The sequence below is a fragment of the Desulfosporosinus sp. Sb-LF genome (genome assembly GCF_004766055.1).
In the GTDB taxonomy this organism is placed as follows: domain Bacteria; phylum Bacillota; class Desulfitobacteriia; order Desulfitobacteriales; family Desulfitobacteriaceae; genus Desulfosporosinus.
On sequence record NZ_SPQR01000004.1, the window covers coordinates 259671 to 278395 of the forward strand.

General features: G+C 39.1%; 16 protein-coding genes and 1 pseudogene. 6 read left to right on the forward strand and 11 right to left on the reverse strand.

Features of this window, described 5'->3' with window-relative positions; translation table 11 throughout:
* Positions 1-125: 125 nt before the first annotated feature.
* From E4K68_RS07670 to E4K68_RS20325, 8 genes and pseudogenes are all read right to left on the reverse strand, one after another.
* Positions 126-1166, reverse strand: a complete 1041-nt coding sequence (locus E4K68_RS07670) for a D-alanyl-D-alanine carboxypeptidase (RefSeq protein ID WP_135378348.1) — start codon at positions 1164-1166, stop codon at positions 126-128.
* Between the two features lie 93 nt (positions 1167-1259).
* Positions 1260-2390: a vancomycin resistance histidine kinase VanS gene (gene vanS, locus E4K68_RS07675; RefSeq protein WP_135378349.1), complete on the reverse strand. Its 1131-nt coding sequence runs from the start codon at positions 2388-2390 to the stop codon at positions 1260-1262.
* The gene (gene vanR / locus E4K68_RS07680) at positions 2380-3078 is read right to left on the reverse strand and encodes a VanR-ABDEGLN family response regulator transcription factor (RefSeq protein WP_135378350.1); all 699 of its coding nucleotides are present in this window, start codon (positions 3076-3078) and stop codon (positions 2380-2382) included. The genes vanS and vanR overlap by 11 nt, the downstream gene beginning before the upstream one ends.
* A gap of 84 nt (positions 3079-3162) precedes the next feature.
* The gene (gene vanZ-A, locus E4K68_RS07685) at positions 3163-3660 is read right to left on the reverse strand and encodes a glycopeptide resistance protein VanZ-A (RefSeq protein WP_135378351.1); all 498 of its coding nucleotides are present in this window, start codon (positions 3658-3660) and stop codon (positions 3163-3165) included.
* 500 nt (positions 3661-4160) lie between these two features.
* A pseudogene (locus E4K68_RS07690) lies at positions 4161-5198 on the reverse strand (diguanylate cyclase); the annotation flags it as partial.
* 768 nt (positions 5199-5966) lie between these two features.
* A complete protein-coding gene (locus tag E4K68_RS07695; RefSeq protein ID WP_243450299.1) occupies positions 5967-6137 on the reverse strand; it encodes a hypothetical protein in 171 nt (56 codons plus the stop codon).
* Between the two features lie 19 nt (positions 6138-6156).
* Positions 6157-6399 (reverse strand): hypothetical protein, encoded by a 243-nt coding sequence (locus tag E4K68_RS20320; protein WP_206751200.1) that lies wholly within the window; start codon positions 6397-6399, stop codon positions 6157-6159.
* A 38-nt stretch (positions 6400-6437) separates the two neighbouring features.
* Entirely contained in the window at positions 6438-6602 is a 165-nt protein-coding gene (locus E4K68_RS20325; protein ID WP_158291391.1) for a hypothetical protein, read from the reverse strand.
* A gap of 542 nt (positions 6603-7144) precedes the next feature.
* On the opposite strand from E4K68_RS20325, the gene gdhA reads away from it, so the two are divergent.
* Positions 7145-8479, forward strand: coding sequence for an NADP-specific glutamate dehydrogenase (gene gdhA, locus E4K68_RS07700; protein WP_135378353.1), 1335 nt, complete (start codon positions 7145-7147; stop codon positions 8477-8479).
* A 231-nt stretch (positions 8480-8710) separates the two neighbouring features.
* Here gdhA and E4K68_RS07705 read toward each other — a convergent pair whose 3' ends face one another.
* Positions 8711-9169 (reverse strand): C-GCAxxG-C-C family (seleno)protein, encoded by a 459-nt coding sequence (locus E4K68_RS07705; protein WP_135378354.1) that lies wholly within the window; start codon positions 9167-9169, stop codon positions 8711-8713.
* A gap of 831 nt (positions 9170-10000) precedes the next feature.
* Here E4K68_RS07705 and E4K68_RS07710 point away from each other — a divergent pair.
* The 4 genes from E4K68_RS07710 (at position 10001) to E4K68_RS07725 (ending at position 14693) form a co-directional block, all read left to right on the forward strand.
* Entirely contained in the window at positions 10001-12052 is a 2052-nt protein-coding gene (locus tag E4K68_RS07710; protein ID WP_135378355.1) for a heterodisulfide reductase-related iron-sulfur binding cluster, read from the forward strand.
* Positions 12053-12267: 215 nt separating this feature from the next.
* Positions 12268-12747 carry a NapC/NirT family cytochrome c gene (locus tag E4K68_RS07715; RefSeq protein ID WP_135378356.1) on the forward strand — a complete coding sequence of 160 codons (480 nt, stop codon included), beginning with the start codon at positions 12268-12270 and terminating at the stop codon, positions 12745-12747.
* A gap of 134 nt (positions 12748-12881) precedes the next feature.
* Positions 12882-14045 (forward strand): iron-containing alcohol dehydrogenase, encoded by a 1164-nt coding sequence (locus E4K68_RS07720; protein WP_135378357.1) that lies wholly within the window; start codon positions 12882-12884, stop codon positions 14043-14045.
* Positions 14046-14084: 39 nt separating this feature from the next.
* Positions 14085-14693, forward strand: coding sequence for a nitroreductase family protein (locus E4K68_RS07725; RefSeq protein ID WP_135378358.1), 609 nt, complete (start codon positions 14085-14087; stop codon positions 14691-14693).
* Between the two features lie 175 nt (positions 14694-14868).
* On the opposite strand, the gene E4K68_RS07730 is transcribed toward E4K68_RS07725, so the two are convergent.
* Positions 14869-16563 carry a M3 family oligoendopeptidase gene (locus E4K68_RS07730; protein WP_135378359.1) on the reverse strand — a complete coding sequence of 565 codons (1695 nt, stop codon included), beginning with the start codon at positions 16561-16563 and terminating at the stop codon, positions 14869-14871.
* A 300-nt stretch (positions 16564-16863) separates the two neighbouring features.
* Between E4K68_RS07730 and E4K68_RS07735 the strand changes: the two genes are divergently transcribed.
* The gene (locus E4K68_RS07735; protein WP_135378360.1) at positions 16864-17646 is read left to right on the forward strand and encodes an enoyl-CoA hydratase/isomerase family protein; all 783 of its coding nucleotides are present in this window, start codon (positions 16864-16866) and stop codon (positions 17644-17646) included.
* Between the two features lie 41 nt (positions 17647-17687).
* On the opposite strand, the gene E4K68_RS07740 is transcribed toward E4K68_RS07735, so the two are convergent.
* Positions 17688-18614: a DMT family transporter gene (locus tag E4K68_RS07740; protein WP_135378361.1), complete on the reverse strand. Its 927-nt coding sequence runs from the start codon at positions 18612-18614 to the stop codon at positions 17688-17690.
* Positions 18615-18725: the final 111 nt, after the last annotated feature.

Consider the following 18725-nt stretch of genomic DNA (forward strand, 5'->3'; position numbering starts at 1 on the left):
TGTTTTCCAACACTACTCTATATGTTTGAAGAAACATACTGTCGGACGATAACTAGGAAGGTAAATCAACTACATCATTTTGCAGTCATGCTGGAATTTAAACATATCTAAATCTTAACAAACTCCTATGAAGACCTTATCGTATTTCTAATACTGTTGTATACGGCTAATGCATCGGTAATATTATACTGTTCCGAATGGTGATCTCCTTTTGCACCAGCTGAAATCAGAATATATTCTTGTTTACCCACTTTGGCGAGACTCGCGAGACATAGACCGGCCTCATCGGTATATCCAGTTTTCCCTCCTAAGATTTCCCCACCAATAATATTTTGATTGTTGAGTTCTTCAAACATAGTACTGTAAAAGGTTATCCCGCCAGGGTTCTTATTAGTAGGTTGTGTGGAATGACGGGATGATGTAAAAATCTCTCGGAAAGTATCATTTTGCAAAGCATAGCTTAGAAGAATAGCTAGGTCTTTGACTGTTGTGTAGTGTTTTATATTGTGAAGTCCAGTCGCATTTTCAAAATGGGTATTTTTCATGCCAAGATCTGCCGCCTTTTGATTCATTAATTTTACAAGATTATGCTCTGATCCCGCAATCTGATCAGCAAGTCCAATACAGCACTCCGCACCGCTCGGCAGCATTACTCCTAATAACAAATCGATTGCCCTGACCTGCTCACCCGGTTGAAAACCTGCCATTGATGCATCTGCTCCGTACAGCTTCTGAAACGTAGAATTCGTCAGTTTGATTTCTTCCTTCATATTAGGTAAATTTTCTATCGCAACAATGGTTGTCATCATTTTAGTCAAAGAAGCTGGATAGATTTTTTCTTCACTTTTTTTCTGCATCAGGGTGGTATGATCTTTTAAACGGATCAAAATCGCATTAGGACTATTCAGTTTATCGGGAGAGATAGGAACAGAGGGAGCGGGTTCTATCTTAGACGGAGGAACCGATGTTGTTCTATCGGCGGAAGAATCGGGTGTTGTCTTTAAAGAAGAATATGACGAGGTTTTAACGTCATATTCTTTCTCAAAGATGTGCTGGTATCCAGTCATAATGATGGATTTATTAACTAAAGCAGCCATTCCAAGCATCAACAGAAATGCTGCAAATATGCTCATTCCTGGATTTTTGTTTTTTACTTTTCGTACCATAATAAAACAGCTCCTTGTTCTGTGTTGATATTATTCAACCACAGAACAAGGAGCTATGTTGGAATTCCATCTTAAGAACTTCTTAAGAATTTCTTATGACGGAAGTTTTACCGTAAAAGTAGTATTTTCCGTGTTGCTTTCCACAGAGATTGTACCGTCGTGAGCCTTGACAATTTCTTGGGCGATTGCCAAACCCAGTCCTGCTCCACCGGTGTTTGTGGAACGTGAAGAATCTAATCGGTAAAACTTTTCGAAAATAGTTTCAAGCTTTCCCTGCGGGATTGGATGTCCCTGATTAGTAAAAGTTATAAAAATATTTTCGTCCTGCCGTTCAGCAGAAATGTCAATGACGTTGTTTTCATAGCTATAGGCTATCGCATTTTTCAGAATGTTATTGAACACACGGGCCAATTTGTCTGCATCTCCCCACAGAGTGAGGCCGTCAGGCACATTAACGGACACCTGCTTATCCTGTGGAGTCAGCATTGGATAGAATTCATCGGCCATCTGCTGAAGCATGAACAGTAAATTGATTTTTTCTTTATTCAAAACAATCGTTTGAAGATTAAATCTTGTAATCTCAAAAAACTCATTGATAAGCTGCTCTAATCGATAAGCTTTTTCCAAGGTAATACCGACATATTTTGCCTTCTGTTCAGAAGGCATATCAGGGGCTTCATCCAGAAGACTTAAGTATCCTATAACGGAGGTCAGAGGTGTCTTTATATCGTGAGCCAAATAAACTACTAAATCATTTTTGCGCTGCTCGGCATCAAGGGCAGCTTTCTTTTGTTTTTGCAAGTTGTTTTTTATCTGATTAAGCTTGTTTTCCATAAAATCCAATTCCGGTGATAATGTAATTTTATCATCGGATTCCTCAGCAAGTTTGTCCATTCCAGCGCTAATTTCGTCAAAATATTTTGTGAACCCAGAAACGGAAAATCGAAGAAAAAGGATAACTAAAAATATTAGGATTACAACAAAAAGAATCAAGTCCATATTGTTGCGAATCACCAACTGATAGATTGTCAGGGCGTCCGAATATTCAAAATTAAAAGCATTGACTAAAAATCGAACGATACGATCTCCGATCTGTCCACGCAGGATATAGCGCAATAGATAAACAGTCACAGCGGCGGCAACTGTAATCAGAAGCATTTGAAAAAATACTTTCCTTTTTAATTTTGTATAATCATTCCTTTTTTCATCTCTCTTACTTCTCAATTTTATAGCCAATCCCCCATACCGTTTTGATATATTTAGGATGTTCCGCGCTGTCATGCATTTTTTCCCTTAAATGCCTGATATGAACCATTACCGTATTATTGCTATTGGTGAAATACTTGTCTCCCCATACCTCATGGAACAATTCTTCCGAACTAACCACCCGTCCGCGATTGGAACAAAGGACCCAAAGAATGGAAAATTCCGTAGGAGTGAGAGATAGCCTTTTTTCATTCAGCGTACATTCATGGGTCTTCATGTCCAATACCAAGCCGGAAAAGGCAATCATGTGTTCTTCCTGGTTTGGCACCGCAGAATTATATTTGGTAAATCTCCGGAGCTGTGCCTTTACACGGGCAACGAGTTCCAAAGGGCGAAACGGTTTAGTGATATAGTCGTCCGCACCTAATGTCAGCCCGGTAATCTTAGCGATTTCTTCTTCTTTAGCTGTCAGCATAATAACCGGAAAATTATGTTTTTCTCTAATTTTCCGACAGAGAGTAAAGCCATCAATATCCGGTAGCATGACATCAAGTATTGCAAGCTCTAACTGTTCCGACTCAACACACCGGAACGCATCTTGACCGTTATAAAATTTGTATACTGTAAAACCTTCATTTCTTAAATAAACTTCAATTAGATCCGCTATGGACCGCTCATCGTCTACAATTAAAATATTGATGCTCATAAGTTCTATCCCTTCTTCCTGGATAAACACTCATTATTATAGTACTGCAAAACAAAAATTAATAAAACCTTAAGGTTTTATTAATTAATAGTTTAGTCTCAGTATATGGATACGGATATAGAGCAATAATACGAGCAAAAGTATACCAACAAAATTAATAACTCTGTCTAATTTTTTATTATTAATAAACTTATTGCTTAAACCATATAATGTCAGCCCGAGAAAGCCTCCAACAGTATTTGTAATTAAATCTGTTATGTCTGCTGCCCCAATAGCGAAGATAAATTGAATTAATTCGCAAGTAAGGCTAAAAACCAGTATTAAAACTAACTTAGGTGAAAATCCAACTTTTTTGAAATTGACATTCAAAAGCAAGCCAAAAGGAATAAAGATTATAACGTTATCTCTCATCTCTCCGAAACTTCCATTTACTATTGAAGGAGCAGCAAATGGAATCAAGTTAAGACTTCTATGGTGATAATTAAATACTGACAAAATATTGTATTGTAATTTGAATAACACTAACCAGATTAGTATCACTAAATATAAAGCTAGCAATCCTCTAGATAATATTTTTTCCATATAATATAATCTCCTCTAATTCTTTTTTGTTAATTTACTCCAGTTAATTGATTGCATGCTGTCATTGATATACTTAGTATCTCTAAGATAATTATTGTTAAGACCTTTCTTATTATATCTAATCTCCTTTTCTTTTTGTATTACATTTCAAATTGATGTATAAGTAAAATCTATTTTCTTTTCGTATGAGAGAAGCCCCTTTCTGAAATTACGAAGGCCTATCCGATTCGATAACTTCATTCTACCGAAATGGGATAGGCTTTCTTTAAATAAGTGCTTATAAATTTCTTAAGTTTTCCTTATGAATGCCTTATTTTTAGGTTAAGCAAATGGCGCTTTGGAAATATGTGGACACTCTGTACCTTCACCGCAGACACTTGTTAAGCAGGTCAATCTTTACTTGAGCAAAGTTATATACTACGTAGATACTTACAATGAAGTAACATCATCGTGCCCTGTCACGTTGAAAGAGCTATATTTCTCTGGCTCAGCTCTATATATTATCCACTGATTTTTCCTAATACTTTTTCAATAAATATCCTTGCCAATTCAGGATCAAATTGAATACCTGCATTTCTTTGTAATTCCGCTATTACTAATTCATTTGGTAGTGCACCTCGATAACTTCTCTCACTAGTCATTGCATCATAGGCATCCGCTACAGTTATTATTCTAGACACAAAGGGTATCTCTTCCCCTTTTAAGCCTTTTGGATATCCTTTCCCATCCCATCTTTCATGGTGATACAATACGTAGTTAGCCATGTCGGACATATCATTGACCGTACTTAGAATTCTATAGCCTATTTCAGGGTGGCGCTTAATTTCCTTCCATTCATCGTCTGTAAGGTTACCAGTCTTATTAAGTATATTTTCGTTAATAGCTATTTTACCTATATCATGTAGTAATCCAACAGTCTTAAGTTCCTCAATATCATGCTCAGGCATCCCAAGCACTTCTCCCATGCTTTTGCATAACGCCGAAACTCTATGTGAGTGCGCCTCTTCTCTTTTGTTTTTCTCATGAAGCGTATTAATGATAGCACTCATTGTTTTCCCTCTCATACTTGGACTTTCAAAGAGTTTTTTCTTATACATATGATCCTCAGCCTTTTTGAATATTTCTTGATTGTTTTCTTCCTCATTATTCTTAGTTTCATAACCAATGGAAATAGAAATATCAACGGATCCTACTTTTTCTTTTAATGACAGATCCTTGATCCGTTTAATGATTTTCTCTGTTTCAAAAGCATCCGTTTTAGGTAATATAATAACAAATTCATCCCCTCCGAGTCTGGCAATGATGTCATCAGCTCGGCATCCCTTCTTTATTACTTCTGCTACTTTCTTAAGAAGCTCATCACCCATGACATGTCCAAAGGAATCATTGATAAGTTTTAACCCATTTACATCAGCCATAACAATGGTCATCGGAAGGTTTCTTTCTGTATCTAACCGTTTTAACTCATCTTCATAAAATCTTCGATTGAATAAACCTGTTAAGGGGTCTGTGTATGAGACCCACTCGAGCTTCTCCATATTATATTGCAGAGATATTATTTGAGATGCTGACGATATCCCTGCAAAAACAAATACATATCCTATAATAATAAATACTAAAAACAATAGCATGTCCCATGTAGAGTTAAAACGTTTCAAACGTTCGAAGGATATCGTATAGTTATTAATTAACAACAAAAATGCAAGAATTGGGTACAAAGACATAAAGCTTATGGTTTTATTAGATACTTTGTTAAGAATCATTTTGTAAGGTTTACTGATAAAGTAATATGTCGCTAATAACAATAAGATTTGAATACAAATTCTAAAAATATATATACGGTTTAAAATATATTTCAGATCATCCATACCTGAAAGTAATTGTGCGGATGATATGGCAATAACTAAACATATTGTAGAAAACATCCAAATACTAAACATTGCAAATACTTTTTTTGTTATTGATTCTTCAAATACTAAATTAATATATGATATATACAAAAAGGAATTGAAATATAATACATATTCAATAATTATGGGATCATGTATATATTCATTCGCACAAATATTGGTAATATAGATGAATAATGTAGTTAATATGAAAGCGTTCAAACAGAATTTAACTGGTTTTCTTCTTGAGAGCAAAATATGTGTTGTTAAAACATTAAGAATAGCAATGAAAAATAAGTACAAATTTTGAGGTGATATCAAGTCAATCTTCCCTTATCTAAATAAAATATTTGCATACCTTACAAATCCATTCATTTGCTATTATTCTACTCTAACTTTCAAAATTCCTTTTTAACGTCATAATTTCCCAACCCTCATCCCGCGCTTTAACTCAAAAACAAAATGAGCTGGTGCGATGACTTCTATCTTCTCAACCAACTCATTAAATACTTCATCATCAAACTCTTCAAGCAGTGAATCCCTGCTATTTATTGTCTCTAGGATCTCATCGAATCTTTCAACTTTCAATATAGAGACCCTCGCTTTCTTACTCTGTTGGATCCCCACTAGAATAGAAAAGATAGCCAGTTAAATCGAGCCTTTCTATAGTATTAGCAAGATCAAGTAGACAGTCCACATGAAATTCGGCACATTCTCGTCTCGTCAAACGTTTCATGAGACGGGTCTTGGTATATCCGGCGCGTGGCACTTTACTCATCAAAATAAAAGCCGGTCCGAAAGCAGGTTTCCTTCCCATCTTATATTTGCCAGCATTTGCTAAGCTCTCCACGATCTAGATCTTATCCCTAAGTAAGCCTTGTATACGGCTCAAAAACCAAACCAAGTAACCGGAAGTGTCAAAAAGGCAATTCCGGTAACCATAAAATTAGCCGTGTTTAAAGTCAAGGAAAGGACTAAGATCCCTTCCCTGAACATCGACCCCAAAAGTATTCGCATATTTTCTAGTCCTCGGCCCAGCACTAAACTTGTCAACAGAAGGACTACAACTGAGAGCCAACCCCATAAACGTGGGCGCTTTAGGTTTATAAAAGAACCACAGATAAACCCAATGAACAAGCCAAATTAAGATAAACAAACCCACATTAAACCTCAATTCTAGCCATGTTCAATGGGCCAGGAGAAGGGCAATGCAAAATCCCTGAACCAAGCAAATTAATGCACTTGATAGTATATTGAACGATTTAAGATCACGAACGTTCATGATACCTCCACGTCAGTTAACGTTATTTGAGTTTAAAGGTTACGATTACAGGTGTCCCATCTGCCGGGAGAACATTTACTATGGTTCAGATCAAGAGCAAAATTAACGTTGGGGGGCAATGTATACTGAATTCATAAAGTTAAAAGATTCCAATTCAACATTAAATGGAGTATCATTGACAAACAGGCTTTCTATTTTTTTAAGTTGAAGGAGTCTTTCACTTAAAAAATAGTTAGTTTGGTTGGGTATGGGAAACTTTAACCCAACAAGGTTCTCAATGGCGAGAGCTTTTAACCAAAAGGGGGATAATTAGATGAAGATTTTGGCAGATGTAATGGAACAGGTAATCAAGAGAAACCCTAATGAAACAGAGTTTCACCAGGCAGTAAGTGAGGTCTTAGAATCCCTAGAACCAGTTGCTGAGAAACATCCAGAGTGGGTAAAGGCTGGAATATTCAGCCGTATTGTCGAGCCTGAAAGGCAAGTTGTTTTCAGGGTAACATGGGTTGATGACAATGGAAATGTTCAAGTAAATCGTGGTTTCAGAGTTCAATTTAATAGTGCGATCGGTCCCTACAAGGGTGGTTTGAGATTGCATCCATCGGTTAATATCGGGATCATTAAGTTCCTTGGATTTGAACAAATCCTTAAAAACTCACTAACGGGACTTCCCATAGGCGGAGGTAAAGGTGGCAGTGATTTCGATCCTAAAGGTAAATCAGACGGAGAAATCATGAGATTCTGCCAAAACTTTATGTTTGAGTTGTCTAGACATATTGGAGAGAACACAGACGTTCCCGCTGGAGATATTGGGGTAGGTGGACGCGAAATCGGTTATCTCTTTGGAATGTACAAGAAGATCCGCAATGAATTTACCGGAGTTCTTACCGGCAAGGGCTTAGACTGGGGCGGAAGCTTAGCTAGAACTGAAGCCACAGGGTATGGTCTTTGCTACTTTATGGAAGAAGCTCTCAATGCCAAGGGTAAGTCATTTAAGGGAGCAACTGTTTCTGTATCGGGCTCGGGAAATGTTGCTATCTATGCAACACAGAAAGTTCACCAATTAGGTGGAAAAGTAGTTGCAATGAGTGACTCCAATGGTTATATATATGATCCAGAAGGTATTAAGCTGGACACTATTCAGAGACTAAAAGAAATTGAAAGACAAAGAATCAGCAAATATGTTGATTTTCATCCAAATGCTACTTATACAGAAGGATGTTCCAATATATGGAATGTTAAATGTGATATAGCTCTACCATCTGCTACTCAAAACGAATTAGATGGAGAAGCAGCAAAGACGTTAATTGCTAATGGATGTTATGCAGTAGGCGAAGGAGCCAATATGCCTTCCACTCCTGAAGCAGTTGAACTATTCATCGAGAATAAGGTTGTATTTGGTCCTGCAAAAGCTGCCAACGCTGGTGGTGTTGCAACTTCAGCTCTCGAAATGAGCCAAAATAGCATGAGATATTCATGGTCTTTTGAAGAAGTGGATGCAAAACTAAAAAACATTATGGCGAACATCTACAAAAACGCAAGTGAAGCTGCAAAAGAATATGGTCAAGAAGATAATCTTGTCGCAGGTGCGAATATTGCGGGATTCTTAAAAGTCGCTTCTGCCATGTATTCACAAGGAATCCTTTAAATATCACGTGTGAAGCCTAAACTGAGTACTTCATAGTAATCTTCAATATTATATCACCCTCCCTACATAGTCACTTGTGTGTGATAATGTAGGGTTTTTTTAGCTTTAAGTACAAAAAACTAATCCCATTTTGACCATAGTTTCAATAAAAGAGCAAGTAGCACGCATCCTAACAGATGGCTACTTGCTCTTCTTGATGACCGTTTGTCTCCGCACCCTATTCCCTTCTAATTATGCCGGCCAAGAAACACCATCGTCTAATAACTTCTTTTCTTGAATGAACTCCATTAATAACTTAGCAGTTCCACCCGTTAGTTTTAGACAACGGCGCAAATGTTCGGGTGAGTCAAACTCATGAAGATTTAAGCCCCGGCAACAAGTGCCCCCGAATTCATTGACAAACCGATCGTGGAATTGATGTGCAAGATCATAGCTTGGTTCTCTTGATTGCCCAGGATCTACACGCCCCTTAAAAAGCCCTAGAATCATTGTTGAGCCTGTCAATGCTCCACACATACATCCAGCATGTCCTAAACCTCCACCAAAACCGGTTGCCATTTTCAACCCTTCATGATTTAAGGGATTTTTTAATATCTCATTAAAAGTATGAACAATAGCCTCGGCACAATTTAGGCCATCTTTGAATTTGTTACCCGCTCTTGAGCGAGCATCTAAAGCAAGGTCCGCCATTTGCTATCCCCTCTTCCCTAATTATTTATCTATAAATTACTATTCCACACCAAATGTCATATTCCTACTATTCAGAAAAATTAAATTTTAGTTATCTCGCACTTCTATCACCAAATTCAGTAAATTTTATTACAACAGAAAAAGATGATAATTCGATAGGTTATATTTATCGCTAGATGGTTTGACAAATCATATATCTCGATTTCAAGAACGTAAGACTGATGATTCGCAACATTAAAAAAGGGTAAAAATCTAAACCTATTTCTGTTATATATTTACATATTAACGCATTTTAATCAGTTAAATTGAACAATTCTCTTGCTATTCTAAGATAAATAACCATTATCAACCAATTAACGAAGACTATAATGACTCTGAATTAATCATTCCCAACGTTCCGTATGTGAGAAATTCACCCTTATTGCGACAAAAAAAGTGTGATTGTGACGTAAAAACTACCATATGTTAAATTAATTACGAGGATATTGACTTAAACTGACCTCAATGCTAATCTTTATTTATAAGGAAATACGGCTTATCCTTTAGTAATTTAGTTAAAGGCAGGCGAACTAACGAAACAGTGTACCTCAAATGTTCGACCACCGTCCTAATCACGACTAATTAGTGAAGTAGTTCACAATAATCGTGGATAAGTCGCTTATCCCCTATTCCTGGATTTCGTCATGAAAAGGAGACGTTACGGATGTGGCATGGAGGTTGAACTCAAGGTTCTTAGGTCTTCGGCGACAAAGTAGTAAACTTGAAGTGACGTAGTAGTCCTTATGCCTCGGCGAATCCGTCGAGAGTCTATTTTATAGGGAGGGTTTGAAATTGCGTTTAGATTGGCTACTAATATTCTCTTTAATTCTTGTCGGTGCAATTCTAGCCTTTAGTTATGCCTTAAAGAAAAAGATCGGCATTTTAACTTTAGGTGCCAAAGATGAAAGGTTTGATAACCCGGGTAAGCGTTTTATGAATTTTGTTTCCGAGGTATTAGGTCAGCGTAAAATGCTTAATGAACCCTACGGATACATCCATTTCATTATTTTTTGGGGATTCATTTTTATCTGTTTAGGTGAGTTGCCTTTGATCTTTGAAGGACTGTTTCCCGCTTATTCCTTTCCCATTTTGGGAACAAACCCCTATTTTTATATGATTAAAGATGTTCTGACAGCACTGGTGGTCATAGGCTTAATTATAGGAGCTATTCGAAGATGGATCATTAGACCAGCACGTTTATATCGGACACCAGAAGCCGCAATTATTGTATTATTAATCTTGGGTGTAATAGTAACGGAATGGATATCAAGTGGCGCAAAGGTAGCGATAGAATCCAATAGCGTATACGCACTAGCGATTATGTATAATAGCATGGCCTATCTTTTTAAAGGACTTAGCCCTGATACATTGGTGATCATTCAAGATAGTTTTTGGTGGATTCATATGTTGATTGTCTTTGGTTTCTTAGTTTATATTCCAAACTCCAAGCATATGCACCTTGTGGCAGTCCATCCTAACGTTTACTTCTCATCCTTAAAACCTATTGGTGCGCAGATCACGCCGATCGACCTAGAAGACGAAGAACTAACCGAGTTAGGCGTTGCAAGAATAGAGAGTTTTACATGGAAACAATTATTAGACAGTTTCGCTTGTGGAGAATGTGGAAGGTGCATGGACAACTGCCCAGCCAATATTTCCGGTAAGCCCTTGAATCCCAAACGATTGATCAGTCGCCAGTTGAAAGAGCATCTTCTAGAAAAAGGCGCGGTCATGAATCTTAAAGGGCTAAAATCTACGGGTGACGAGAGTGCCGATGCCTTAGCCGAAATCGCTGAAAATGATCCTCAAGCAGCTGAGATTTTGCAAAAAACATTAATTGGAGATATTGTGACTGAAGATGAGATTTGGGCTTGTACTACGTGCATGTCCTGTCAAGTACAATGTCCAGTATCCAATGAGCACGTTAGTAAGATCATCGATATGCGTCGATCTCTAGTCATGATGGATAGTAATTTTGCGCCAGAATTACAATTAGCGTTCCGTAATGTTGAGAATAACTACAACCCTTGGGGTATCGGTTATAGTGACCGAGCAAATTGGGCTTCTGAGTTAGACGTTAAATTAATCAGCGAAGATGAAAATGTCGAGTACCTCTTCTGGGTTGGTTGTGCTGGTTCTTTTGATAGTCGAGCTCAAAAAGTATCGGTTGCTATCGCTAAGATTCTTAAAGCCGCTGGTGTTGACTTCGCGATTCTAGGCACTGAAGAAAAATGTTGCGGTGACTTTATACGTCGATCAGGGAATGAATATATGTATCAATCCATGGCTGCCGAAAATATCGAAGTCTTAAATGGTTATAAAGTTAAGAAAATAATCACAGCTTGCCCTCACTGCTTAAATACTTTGAAAAATGAGTACCCAGAATTTGGTGGCAACTATGAAGTAATCCACCACACCCAATTGATTGATCAATTAATTAAGGATGGTAAATTAGTTCTCAATACTAAGGGCGAATTTGAACCCCAAAAGATTGTCTACCATGATTCCTGTTATTTAGGTCGTTACCAGCAAGAGTATAAAGCGCCTCGTGCACTTTTCAACTTAGTACCGGGTGTCGAGTTAGTGGAAATGGAACGTAACCATAATAAGAGCTTCTGCTGCGGAGCCGGAGGTGGCCGGATGTGGTTAGAGGAGCATCTTGGTGAAAGAATTAATAATCTGCGAGTTGAACAAGCTCTCGATAAGAATGCGCAAGTCATCGGCGCCAACTGCCCCTTCTGTATTACCATGTTAGAAGATGGGGTAAAAGACAAGGTCGATGCAGACAAACAAACGGTTAAAGTCGTGGATCCTGCCGAGCTTATTGCTAAAATGATTAGTTAGTTACACCCTTCATCTCTAATCCACTCTCATTTCTCCATGTTTAAGGCTTTATCGACTGCAAATGGGCGTAATAAAACCCATCGTCAGTCAGTCGATAAAATGCCTTTTTTTCATTTTGGAGCATTCATACTGTAATTATAAAGAATTTCTGGATAGCGTGATAAAAGCTCCTCAAATGTACACACTATTTTTAACATCACAAGGGGGTTTTAATAGTGTGGAAAAAATGGATATTAGGTTGCCTTATACTGCTTGTAGGTCTATACGTTTTGTTTCAAATCGGCTATGTTGCAACGTCTGGGCCCATGTTTTGTGCTAATTGTCATGAAATACAAAAATATGCCGTATCATGGCAGACATCTCCCCACAAAAGTGTAACGTGCTTAGAATGCCACAAACCTAGGGGCGAATTGGGTAAATTCCACGCAAAGGCTAGAGGGTTAAATTATGTGTTTCAACATTTTAGTGGTGACTATACCATTCCTACCCGAGCAGTTCTTTCTGATCTGAACTGTATTGAATGTCATTTAGGTGACAATAAGACCTTTCCTAATGCAGTTCGACTAAAGAACACACCTCAAATAAATCATTACGAAACAATTAAAAAGAGCCAATCTTGTTTAGATTGTCATAGAGAAGCAGGACATGCTGTCGATATTTATCTAACACCTGAATTGAAGAGTGCCAAGCCTTAATTCCCCCCCTCTCCAGCACTCTTTACCTTTGAGACACTATCCGATACAATATTATTGCTCGCTATAACCGAGTAATAGCAGTCCTAAGAAGTTGTTTCTGGGAGCACGTCACTTCTTAAAAAAGGAGATAGATCTTGTTAAACTTTAATTATTCAATTCCAACCAAAATCTTCTTTGGTAAAGAACAAATCCAGTCATTAATCGGGCAAATCAACCAATATGGTACCCGAATTCTCTTGGTTTATGGTGGAGGAAGCATCAAGAAAATTGGACTATACAATAAAGTAGTAACGCTTTTAAAAGAAAACAACCTTCCCTATTGGGAGCTTCCTGGCATCGACCCCAATCCGCGGATTGAGAGCGTCAGAAAAGGAATTGCCCTATGCCGTGAAAATCAGATCAATTTCGTATTAGCTATTGGCGGAGGAAGTACCATTGATTGTGCCAAATTGATCGCTGCGGGATTCTTCTATCCAAAGGATCCCTGGGATTTAATGATAGGTACAGCGAAGTTCGAAAAGGCCTTACCGCTCGGAACCATTTTGACTCTCGCAGCAACGGGTTCCGAAATGGATCCTATTGCAGTCATCAGCAATCCCGAAATCAATCAGAAAATTGGGACGGGACATCCGACAATGGCCCCGAAATTTTCTATCCTAGACCCTACATATACGTTTAGTGTCCCCAAAAGCCAAACCGCAGCAGGCACAGCCGATATTATGAGCCATGCTCTCGAATCCTTTTTTAGTGGAATAAGGAGTGCCTATTTACAAAGCCGGATGTCTGAAGCAATCTTAAAAACCTGTATTAAATATGGTCCTATAGCAATGGTGGAACCGGAGAATTATGAAGCTCGAGCCAACTTAATGTGGGCCTCCAGCCTCGCCATCAATGGACTCTTAAGTTACGGTAAAGAACGAAAGTGGAGTGCTCACCCCATAGAACATGAACTGAGCGCCTACTATGATATTACCCATGGCGTCGGGCTAGCGATCATAACCCCACATTGGATGGAATATGTCCTAGATGACAGTACTGTCGATGTCTTTAAAGACTATGGAGTCAATGTTTGGGGCTTAAACCCAGAGTTGGAAGCCTATGAGATCGCACGTCAAGCGATTGAAAAGACTAAAGCCTTTTTTGTATCTTTAGGTTTACCGACCACCCTGAGTGCGGTAAATATAAGCGAAGAAAAACTTGAACTTATGGCTAACGCTGCCACCAAGCACGGGCCGCTAGGCGAATTCCGGCCTATTAACGCCCACGATGTCCTTCAAATCCTAAAGGCATCGCTGTAACGAATATTTATGAAATCTTAAGTTAGGAGATGTCTATTGATGGAATTACTAGAAGCTATTCAGTCCAGACGAAGTATTCGAAAATTCTTATCCAAGCCCGTCCCTGAAGAGTATATTACTCAACTTATAGAAGCGGCACGACTCGCTCCATCTGGGAGCAATCTTCAACCCACTCGTTTTATTGTCATTAAAAGCGACGCAGCCAGAACACAATTGAGCAGTGCAACGTCTTTGCCATTTGTCACACAAGCCCCTGTAGTTATAGCCTGCATTGTTGATACTGAATCTTTTGGCAGTATGGAAACTCGGGCACGGGAGCTCAAAGAAGCAGGAGCCTTCACGGATACCCCCCTCGATAACATGGACCCAAAGCTCTATGCAAAACGAAAACCCATGGATCAGGCAACAGCAGAAGGCTATCTGCGATTAAATGCGGCCATTGCCATTGACCACATAACCTTGCGTGCAGTCGACTTAGGTCTCGGAACCTGTTGGGTCATGATGTTTGACCAAGAGAAAGCGAAGCAAGCCCTCGGACTGGACGACAACTACAATGTTGTAGCTTTAATCCCTGTTGGGTACCCTGACCAATCTCCAGGACCCCGCCCTAGACTTGAACGAGATCAAATTTTACTAAAAGAAATGTAAAGTTTACACTAATAAGAAATACGAATGGGGTTGTAACAAAACTTAGTTTAAAGTTTGTTACAACCCCATTTTCAATATCCCTTATCTTAGGCGGAAATTCCAACTGCGACAAGGGATCGTCACTTCGTGAGTGTTTAACCCTTTTTTGAGATACACACCAACTCAGAAAACTTACTTAAAACTTTGTGTCATCAACCTCGTCCAGCCATTGCTCAATCACAGCGATCACTGACAAAACACATTCCTTGTCAAAAGGGGACATTAAGTGAGCCAATTCCACCAATTCGAGGAAGGATTTGCTCCCACCTGCTTGACAAAGCTGCAAGTAGTCCTGCCATGCGCCCACTCTTCCCTCCTGGGACCTCTTCCAAAATTGAAAGGCACAAATCTGGGCCAAGGTGTAATCGATATAATAAAACGGAGCACTAAAAATATGCCCTTGCTGATGCCAGTAACTCCCCCGTTCTAAGTATTCGTTGTCACCGTACTGACGATGAGGTAGATATTTCTTTTCAATTTCCCGCCAAGCATCTTTTCGTTCTTGTGGGGTTGCTTCTGGATGAGAATATACGAAATGTTGAAACTCATCGACTGTTACACCATAGGGAATAAATAAAAGCGCTTCGCTCAAATGAGTGAAACGATATTTATCGGACGCCTCTTCAAAGAACAGATCCATCCACGGCCAGGCCAAAAATTCCATGCTCATCGAGTGAATTTCGCACGATTCATAGGTTGGCCATTGGTATTCAGGTAAGGCATACTTCCGGCTGCTGTACACTTGAAAAGCATGTCCGGCTTCATGAGTTAACACATCGACATCGCCCGATGTCCCATTAAAATTAGAAAAGATAAATGGGGCCTGGTACTGACTGATAAACGTACAATACCCACCGCCAGCCTTCCCCTTTTTGCTCACCAAATCCATAAGCTCGCGTTCTGTCATGAAACTGAAAAATTCGTCTGTCTCCGGAGAGAGTTCTCTGTACATGCGCTGCCCATGCTTAAGAATCCAGTCTGGATCTCCCTGGGGTTTCGCATTCCCTGTAAGGAAGCTGAATTTTTCGTCATAATACATCAGCCTATCCAACCCAAGCCGACGTCGTTGCCGATTGCGCAATTTCGTCGCGACAGGGACAATATGCTCTGCCACTTGCTCACGGAAATTTGCCACCTCATCCGGCTGATAATCCGAACGTAACATCCGCGCATAACCAAGTTCGACGTAGTTTTGGAAACCCAATCTTTTGGCAATCCGCGTCCGTACGCTAACGAGTTCATCAAAGATCTTGTCAAGGGCCTCTTCCTGTTCGGAGAAGAATGTATATTTCGCCTCATTTGCTTTTTTCCGCATCCCTCGATCCGTGGACTGCTGGAAAGGTCCCAAGCCTGGAAGATTTCGCTCCTCCCCCTCAAACATGATCTTAGCTGAGGCGATAAGCTTGGTGTACTCAGTCGCGAGTTTATTTTCCAACTGTAGATCTTCGATAATCTCTGGTTTAAAAGTCTTTATGGTCAATTCGGCGATTGTGAAAAGCTGCTTGCCCCATTTCTCCTCTAATTTGCTACGAAACTGCGAATCCACTAAAGCCTGGTAGAACTGTGAGATCAGTCCTTGATAGATCGGCGTAGTCTCATCAAAATATGCTTGCTCTTGCTCGTAATACTTGTCAGTTGTATCCACCGTATGTCTAATTGAGGCAATTTGGGACATCGACTCAAACTCTCCACGTAAAAAGTTGATCTCAACCATCGCCGCGTTCTGCACATCCATGCTTGATGATTGTGAGAATTTCTTGATCAAAGCTGCAAAACTTGATTGCATTTCCAACATATCTGGTCTTTTATAAACAAACTCCTTAAATTTCATGTATTTACCTTCCCCCCTTGTTTCATACCTGACCCCTTTTGCTTTTTAATTCAGAGCAATTCTAGTATACAAATAATTCTATAAGACTATCCTTAATCCCTCTTTAAAGCTATGCCATCAGTGGTTTCTTACAATAGAAGCCTATGTTCCAACGTCTCTGACTATTTATTAGACCACTCTTTATATTATTTGAATCATCGTTCAGTTTTGGTAATATTTCGACATCGTTTGAATTTAATTTATGGTATTATTCTAGAGAATCGACAAGCAGCGTGAATATGGAAAAATGGGGGTTATAGAATGAGCTACGGAAAACATTTGGCATTTAATAGGGATGGCAAGGTTGGTATTATAACTCTGGATAATGCTAAAGAATTCAATCTGGTAGGCACCGATTTCCTTTATGAATTAGAGGAAATCCAGAAGGAGATTAATGTCGATCGTGACCTAGGGGGAATCGTCATCAATGCTAACGGAGATAACTTCTCGGCTGGAATTGACCTCAAGTTTTTGAAGGGTGTCAGTTCTCAATTTATCATGAATAATTTAGTTTGGTTGCAAAAGCTATACTCATACTGGCAGGAACTGAATATACCGGTCATTGCTGCGATACAAGGTCTTTGCTATGGTTCCGCTACAGAACTAATTCTGGGCTGCGACTTCAGAATCGCTGCTGATAATGCTAGATTTTCACTTCCCGAGGTTCGTTTTGGTTTAGCTCCTGATATGGGAGGTACTACCCGCTTAACCCATCTTGTTGGTATTGGCCAAGCTAAGCGTCTCATTATGGGATGTGAAGAGATCGATGCTCAGGAGGCCTTGAGAATTGGGTTGATCGAAATTTTGGTTAAGCCAGAAGAACTTAACGAGCGTGCAATGAAACTAGCCCAAAAAATGGCTAGTTTACCTCCAGTAGGTATCCGTTTTGCTAAAAAAGGGATTAATATGGCCAATGAAAGCAGTGTTGGAGCAGCATTGCTTTTCGAACAAGCGCAATCAACGTTTTGCTGCGGTACGGACGATTTACGTGAAGGGGTTACCGCTTTTCTCGAAAAAAGAAAACCGGAGTTCAAAGGAAGATAGTTTTATACGCACAAAGGAAGGTTTTAAATCCCTTATCATTGTTACTTACTGTGGCTTATTGTATTCAAAAGCTTTTGATGAGTGTTTGCTATAACGGACATGATTGTCGGACCCATAACCACGAAAATAATCGCAACAAAGATCAGTGTGCAACCTAAAAGCCCTCTTGCTGTGATTGTTTCACCCCATATCAAGATAGAAAATAGTAGCGCCAATGGAGCTTCTAACCCATAAAGCAACGCAGCTTTAGAAGAAGACGTGTATTTTTGGGCAATGTTTTGTATGAGATAGGCGATGCACGTTCCTAGGATAATTGTGTAGATCAACGCACCCCAAACAAAACCGGGCACCTGGAAGGTCATCGATTCAAAGACTACGGAATATCCCATACTTAGAATTCCGGTAAAAGCAATCTGGATAATGGTTAGATTATAAACATTATACCTTGGGGCATAATGCTCTACCGCAAGAATTTGTAAGGCATAAAAAAACGCACAAACAAGTGAAAGTAAATCACCCTTATTTATCATAGAAATGTCATCCATCGAAATCGAAATCAAGCATAAACCAATAAAGGCTAAAATTGCGCCGCCAATGGGCATCCATCCAACAAACTTCTTATGTAAGAATGAAACTAAGAAGGGAACAATCACGATATAAAATGTGGATATAAAGCCTGACTTTCCTGGGGTCGTATAAAGTAAACCGACTATCTGAGCAAGTGATCCGATAAAAAGGAAAATTCCAATAACACAACCCGCTCTTAATTCAGAGCGGGTTGTAGTTTTTAAGATCTTGAAGAAAAATACCCCAAGAATTGCCGCTGAAATAATATATCTCAACCCCGTAAATTCCATGGGCGGCATCAAACTTATAGAAAACTTCGTGAAAGTAAAATTTAAGCCCCATATCACGGCAGCGAGAATCAAAGCTAAATCAGCTAGTAAGAATTTGGATTGTTTTCCCATTTTTTCCTCCTAAATAATGTTATAACATATACGGTATTTTCAAGAGTTACGACTATAGGTTGGGTTTTCACCCCTGATCTGAGCCTAGAGAATTTTCTCCTTTGGAACAGG

Bases quoted from the DNA above. Each gene is read 5' to 3' on its own strand.
- vanZ-A (WP_135378351.1), bottom strand. From the start codon at position 3,660: ATGGAAAAAATATTATCTAGAGGATTGCTAGCTTTATATTTAGTGATA.
- E4K68_RS07735 (WP_135378360.1), top strand. From the start codon at position 16,864: ATGAGCTACGGAAAACATTTGGCATTTAATAGGGATGGCAAGGTTGGT.
- E4K68_RS07705 (WP_135378354.1), bottom strand. From the start codon at position 9,169: ATGGCGGACCTTGCTTTAGATGCTCGCTCAAGAGCGGGTAACAAATTC.
- E4K68_RS07740 (WP_135378361.1), bottom strand. From the start codon at position 18,614: ATGGGAAAACAATCCAAATTCTTACTAGCTGATTTAGCTTTGATTCTC.
- gdhA (WP_135378353.1), top strand. From the start codon at position 7,145: ATGAAGATTTTGGCAGATGTAATGGAACAGGTAATCAAGAGAAACCCT.
- E4K68_RS07670 (WP_135378348.1), bottom strand. From the start codon at position 1,166: ATGGTACGAAAAGTAAAAAACAAAAATCCAGGAATGAGCATATTTGCA.
- vanR (WP_135378350.1), bottom strand. From the start codon at position 3,078: ATGAGCATCAATATTTTAATTGTAGACGATGAGCGGTCCATAGCGGAT.
- E4K68_RS07725 (WP_135378358.1), top strand. From the start codon at position 14,085: ATGGAATTACTAGAAGCTATTCAGTCCAGACGAAGTATTCGAAAATTC.
- E4K68_RS07730 (WP_135378359.1), bottom strand. From the start codon at position 16,563: ATGAAATTTAAGGAGTTTGTTTATAAAAGACCAGATATGTTGGAAATG.